The 5,983-nt window shown below is 70.4% G+C and carries 4 protein-coding genes and 1 pseudogene; 3 read left to right on the forward strand and 2 right to left on the reverse strand.

The features are described 5' to 3' along the window. Positions 1 to 469 (reverse strand): annotated as a pseudogene (locus tag NON22_RS19130) (hypothetical protein); the annotation flags it as partial. Between the two features lie 213 nt (positions 470 to 682). After that, positions 683 to 2,464 (reverse strand): ABCB family ABC transporter ATP-binding protein/permease, encoded by a 1,782-nt coding sequence (locus NON22_RS19135; RefSeq protein WP_257388564.1) that lies wholly within the window; start codon positions 2,462 to 2,464, stop codon positions 683 to 685. Between the two features lie 116 nt (positions 2,465 to 2,580). Here NON22_RS19135 and NON22_RS19140 point away from each other — a divergent pair, with 116 nt between their 5' ends. The 3 genes from NON22_RS19140 to NON22_RS19150 all read left to right on the forward strand — a co-directional run. Then, a complete protein-coding gene (locus NON22_RS19140) occupies positions 2,581 to 3,060 on the forward strand; it encodes a DUF4399 domain-containing protein (RefSeq protein WP_257388565.1) in 480 nt (159 codons plus the stop codon). 214 nt (positions 3,061 to 3,274) lie between these two features. Then, positions 3,275 to 5,023: a trypsin-like serine peptidase gene (locus tag NON22_RS19145; RefSeq protein ID WP_257388566.1), complete on the forward strand. Its 1,749-nt coding sequence runs from the start codon at positions 3,275 to 3,277 to the stop codon at positions 5,021 to 5,023. Positions 5,024 to 5,090: 67 nt separating this feature from the next. Next, positions 5,091 to 5,983, forward strand: an 893-nt coding sequence (locus tag NON22_RS19150; RefSeq protein WP_257388567.1) for a hypothetical protein, incomplete at its 3' end; no start/stop codon positions are given.

Below are 5,983 nucleotides of genomic sequence, written 5' to 3' on the forward strand. Positions count from 1 at the left end.
CCGGCCTCGGCGCCGGACGCGGCGGCTCGGCCGGTGCTTCGGCGCGCGGCGGCGGCACCGGGGCGACGCGCTGCGGACGCGCATCGCCGGGGCGGTATTCGCTGGCATAGCTTTCGCGTTCGTGCGCCGGCGCCGCGGCCGGCGCCGCTGCCGTGTTCCCCGACGGCAGATTGAACATCAGCAGCAGCTTGACGATGCCTTCGAGGCTCAGCGGCCGGCCGAGCAGCAGGTCGGACTCGCGCGCCGAGTCGCGTTCGGTGAAGGCCGCCGTGCGCTTGCCGGCGCCGCTGGCCTTGAGCCAGGCCATGTGCCCGAACACCGAGTCGACGTCGACGACGACGAGGTCGGCGTCGCGCTCGTTGCCGATTTCCCAGGACTGGCGCAATCGCTGCGCGGCCGGTCCCAGCAGGTTGCGGAACTCGGTTTCCTCGTCCGGACTCGCGCCAACGAGCGCGATCTTGTAAGCCATTTGCAATGCTCCCCCTGAGCGTGCCGCGGTCCTGGCTGGCCCGGGCGGATGGCGTTGATGTTGCAGTCATTGTCGCGAACGTCGCGAACGCGTCAACTGCTCGCAGTCATGCCGGCGCCGAAACCGGCCCGGTCGACCGGGGCGGCCCGGCAGGCCGGCCCGCGACGGCGGCAGTCCGCGTCCCCTGCAGGAATTGCGCCTACTCGGCCGGACTCAGGCCTCGGCCGGCACGGCCTCGCGCTGCTGCATTGCCCAGAGCGCCGCATAGCGGCCGCCGGCGGCGAGCAGGCTCGCGTGATCGCCGCGCTCGACGATGCGGCCGTGCTCGAGCACGAGGATCTCGTCGGCGTCGACGATCGTGGACAGGCGGTGGGCGATGACGAGCGTCGTGCGCTCGCGCGCGATTTCCTCGAGTTCGGCCTGGATCACTTTCTCGGTGCGCGTGTCGAGCGCGCTCGTCGCCTCGTCGAACACCAGCAGCGTCGGGTTCTTCAGCAGGGTGCGTGCGATCGCGACGCGCTGCTTCTCGCCGCCGGACAACTTGAGGCCGCGCTCGCCGACGGTGCTGTCGTAGCCCTGCGGCAGCGACTGGATGAAGTCGTGGACATGCGCCGACTTGGCCGCGGCGACGACTTCCTCGCGCGTCGCGCTCGGACGGCCGTAGGCGATGTTGTAGTAGATCGTGTCGTTGAACAGCACCGTGTCTTGCGGAACGATGCCGATGACCGCGCGCAGCGAATCCTGGGTCACCTCGCGGATGTCTTGGCCGTCGACGAGGATGCGTCCGCCGGTCACGTCGTAGAAGCGATACAGCAGCCGCGCCAGGGTCGATTTGCCGGCGCCGGTCGTGCCGACGACGGCGACGGTCTTGCCGGCCGGGATGCAGAAGTCGACGTCGCGCAGGATCGGACGCGCCGGGTCGTAGTGGAAGTCGACGTGCTCGAAGCGCAGTTCGCCGCCGCGCACGGCCAGCGCCGGCGCGCCGGGCGCGTCGCTGACTTCCTGGGCCTGGTCGAGCAGCGCGTACATGCGCTGGATGTTGGACAGGGCCTGCTTGACCTCGCGATAGACCATGCCGAGGTAGTTCAGCGGAATCGACAGCTGGATCAGGAACGCATTGACGAGCACCAGATCGCCGAGCGCCATGCGGCCCTCGGCGACGCCGACCGTCGCGCGCCAGAGCAGCAGGGTGAGCCCCAGAGCGACTATGCCGGCCTGGCCGATGTTGAGCACGGCGAGCGTCTTCAGGCTCTTGACCGTCGCGTCCTCCAGCCGCACCAGGCTGCCGTCGAAGCGGCGTTGCTCGTGGTCCTCGTTGTTGAAGTACTTGACCGTCTCGTAGTTCAGCAGCGAATCGACGTTGCGCGCGTTGGCCTCGGTGTCGGCCTCGTTGGCCGCGCGGTAGTAGCGCAGGCGCCACTCGGTCACGGCGAACGTGAATGCGATGTACCCCGTGAGCGTGCCCAGCGTGATGACGGTGAAGGTCCAGTCGTAGCGCACGATCAGGATCGCGCTGACGACGACGACTTCGAACAGGGTCGGCAGGATGGTGTACAGGGTCCAGTCGAGCAGGTCGGACACGGCCGTCATGCCGCGTTCCACGTCGCGCGCGACGCCGCCGGTCTTGCGGTCGAGATGGAAGCGCAGACTCAGCGCGTGCAGATGGCGGAACACCTTCAGGGTGATCACGCGCGAGGTGCGCGCGAGCACGCGCGCGAACACGATGGAGCGCAGCTCCTGGAACAGCGACGAGGCCAGGCGCAGCGCGCCGTAGGCGACCAGCGGCACGAGCGGCAGCAGGAGCAGGCTCGGCGCGACGTCGAGCCGGTCGATCAGCGCCTTCAGCGCGAGCGGCACGGCGATCGTCGCGAGCTTGGCCGCGACGAGGAACGTCAGCGCGAGCAGCACGCGGCCGCGGTACGGCCAGACCTGCGGCAGCATCAGACGCAAGGTCGCGAAAATCGAGCGGTCGGGAACGGCGGCGGAATCGGTCATGGGCGGTCGTGTCGGCAAATTCCGGCAGCAGATGGGGCCGGCGCGGCGCCGATCAATCGGCTGCGGCAGCGCGCGCTATGATCGACGCCCCGTTCCCCTGAACCGAGGTCATCGCGATGAAGCGCATCTTCCTCCTCGCCGGCGCCGTGCTGTTCGCCGCCGCCGCCGCTGCCGAACAGGCCGCCAAGACTCCCGAAACGCCCAAGGCCGCGGAAGCCGCCAAGCCGGCCGCGCTGCCGCGCACCGCCGCGCCGGCCGGCGCCGAGCTCTACTTCATTGCACCGGCCGACGGCGCGACCGTCGGCAAGGAATTCACCGTGCGCTTCGGCCTCAAGGGCATGGGCGTCGCGCCGGCCGGCGTCACGACCGACAAGACCGGCCACCATCATCTGCTGATCGACGTGACCGAGCTGCCGCCGATGAACCAGCCGCTGCCGAACGACGCGCAGCACAAGCATTTCGGCGGCGGCCAGACTGAGGCCACGCTGACCCTGCCGCCCGGCAAGCACACCCTGCAGCTGATCCTCGGCGACGCGCTGCACATCCCGTTCGATCCGCCGGTCATGTCGCCTAAGATCACCGTCACGGTGAAGTGATCTTTCTTCCCGCCGCGCCGCGCGCGGCGGGACGCCGTCGTCATCCCCGAGTGCCGCGGCGTGCCGCCCGGCGCGTTCCTGTACGGCCGGGAACACTGCACGACCCAGGGCGGCGGCGCCGCGCGCGCGCCGCCGTCCGAAAACCGGTATTCCGCCGATTGCCGGTTGCATCGTTCCGGATCGCGCTCCGGCGCAGCCGTCACGATTTTCCGCCATGTCGTCCGCTCCCCGGTCCGGCATTTCGATCGTCGTCCCGGCGCGCCGCAGTAACGGCTTCGCTCGCCGCCCGATCGCGGGTGCGAGTAATCCGCCCTTCGTCGCACCAGCTCTTTGCGCCCCGATCGACGAGCTCCAGCCACTCGGCGGACGCGGCGCCGGCCCGAGGGATCGCGTGTCGTCAGGGGGGAATGCAGCGTCGATGTGGCGAACGCGCGGCGAAAGCCGTCGCGGCGCCGCCGCGCACCCCGGATCGCGTGCCCTGCGGGATCGACCGCGGAGCCGCGCCGAGCGGCGCGGCCGCCTATCGACCCATCCAGACAAGGGGAGCTCGACCATGCAACTCACCTCACTCGTCCTCAATCACGTGGAGTCGGGCAAAGCCTCCACGAAGCCGCGCTTCGGCAGTGCGCTGCGGCTGTATGTCGATAACGACGGCGGCGGAACGACGTACGGCGCGTTCGCCGTGCTGATCGCGCCGCGCGTCGCGGTGACGACCAGCCATTGCGTCACGCAATGGCAGCGCAATCTCCACGTCCGCGCCGCGCTGAACGGCGAGTCCGCCGAAGTCGATCGCATCTGCTGGCCCGGCGGCGTCGAGTTCGTGCTCGGCGACGACGTACGCGACTATCCCGCGATCAATCCCCCGGTCGCCGACGAGGATCTCGTCGTGCTGCGTCTGAAGACGCCGATCACCGGGACCGCGGCGGCGGTGCTGCAGGAACCGCCGATGCCGGACTATTCGATTACGGTGGCGGCGGAAGCGGACGGCCAGTCGAATCAGGTCACCACGGCGAAACTGCGGGTGTTCGCCGCCGACCGCGGCCAGTTCCAGGCGATGGAAGTGAGCAAGGCGCTGGGCTTCCCGTATGCGAGCGGCGCGCCGGCCTTTCTCGATGCCGCCAAGAGCAGGAACGCCATCGTCGGCGTGCAGGTCGGCGTGGTGCAGCCCACCCCGTCGGAACCGGCCGGGAAGCGCGTCGCGACCTTCGTCGCGATCACGAAGACGCGCCGCGACTGGCTGCTGGCGCAGATCGACGCGGCCGACGCGGCGAAACCGGCAAGGCCGCCGGTGAGGCGTTCCGCATTGAGGCCGCTCGGCGGGCGCACCGCGGCTAAGCCGGCCTCGGCACCGCTGGAGCCGACGGCCGAGCCGCGCAGTTTCGTGATTTCCCGCACAAATGGCTCTCTGCACAGCGAGAACGACTGCCTCGTCGAAATCGACGACGTCGACTTCTTCCATGCGCGCGCGTGGAATCTGGCGGCGACCGGCACGCTGCACCTGCTGACGTCCGAAGGCACGCTGTGGACGCGGCGCGAGCCCGGCACCGATGCGATCCGCGCGCAGATCGTCATCAACGACAACATGAACGATCGCGTCGCCGTCGATGTGCTGCTGGCGCTGGCAGGCAAGGACGGCGTGAGCGACCGTCTCTGGCTCCATGGCTCGACGGCGTTCGCCGGCGACACCGTGCACGTCTATCTCTTCCGCGTGACCGACGATCCCGATGCCGGCCAGTCCTATCGCCGGCGCATCCGCGTCGAGGCCTATGTCGAAGGCGGTGTGCATATGCAGGATCTCCCCGACGGGCATACGATCCTGTTCGGCCGCTGCGACCTGATCCAGCCGGCGCCGGAGCGGACTGCCGGCGTGAGTCCGCTGGAACGCAGCGGCGAGACGGGCGACCAGGTCTGGCCGGTCCAGGACGACGTGGCCAACGGCCACGAGGGCCACAAGCCGAAGTAGCTGCGCGGGAGAAAACGCTGCCTTGATCGCCGGGTTCCGTCGCTGCTGCATTGCCGCAGTCGTCGTCATGGCGGCGGAACCGGCTGCCGCCGCGGTGCCGGCGCTCAGCTGCGCGGCGCCGACAGCGACGGTAACCCTGGCGACGGCGCCGGATGCGCCTCCGCTGCGGCTGGAGCTGCCGCCGGCCGGCGCGGCCTTTGCCGTGCTGGTCGGCGAGGAGACCGGCGTCGATCTCGAATGGCAATGGTCCGGCGAGGCGGCTTTCCACGACATCGACGCGCGGCCGCCGCGTTTCGGCACGTTCGCCGTCCCGCTGCGCGGCGGCGAGGTACTGCAGCTGCGGCTGCGTGCGAATGCCTCGAGGAGCCAGCCGGCCCGGCTCGCGCTGCGGTTGTACTGCGCTCCGCCGGCGGAGATCGCCTCGCTGCCGGTGTGTCTGGCTGCGCCGCTGTCGCCGGTGAGCCGGGTGCTCGCGGCGCCGGGCAGCCGCTGCGCCGCGCAGGGGCTGCATGCCGAGGCCACGCGCGCGGCGCGTGCCGGCGACAATCGTGCGGCACTGGACGTCTACGAGCGCGCGGCGGCGGCCTGGCAGGCCCGCGGCGATCGATTGCGCGAAGGCGCAGCCCGGCTCGGCGCGACCGAAATCCTCGTGCGTCTCGGCCGTTTCGATGCGGCGCTCGCGATGGCTGATCGTTCGGCCGCGCTCAGCCGCGCAGTCGGCAACGAGTATTTCGCGGCGCGCGCCGGCAGCGAGCGCTGTCTCGCCTTGCGCGAGCTCGGCCGGCGCGCCGACGCGTCGGCCTGCCAGCAGAACGTCGCCGCCGACTACGTCCGGCTCGACGAGGCCGGCGACGCGGCGAACGCTTACGTCAGTCTCGCGAGCATGGCGCACGAGGACGGCGACAGCGCCGCCGCCACGGGCGCGCTGGCTTTGCTCGACGGGCTGGATGCGGCGCGCTG

This window comes from Tahibacter caeni (assembly GCF_024609805.1).
GTDB classification, from domain to species: Bacteria; Pseudomonadota; Gammaproteobacteria; order Xanthomonadales; family Rhodanobacteraceae; genus Tahibacter; species Tahibacter caeni.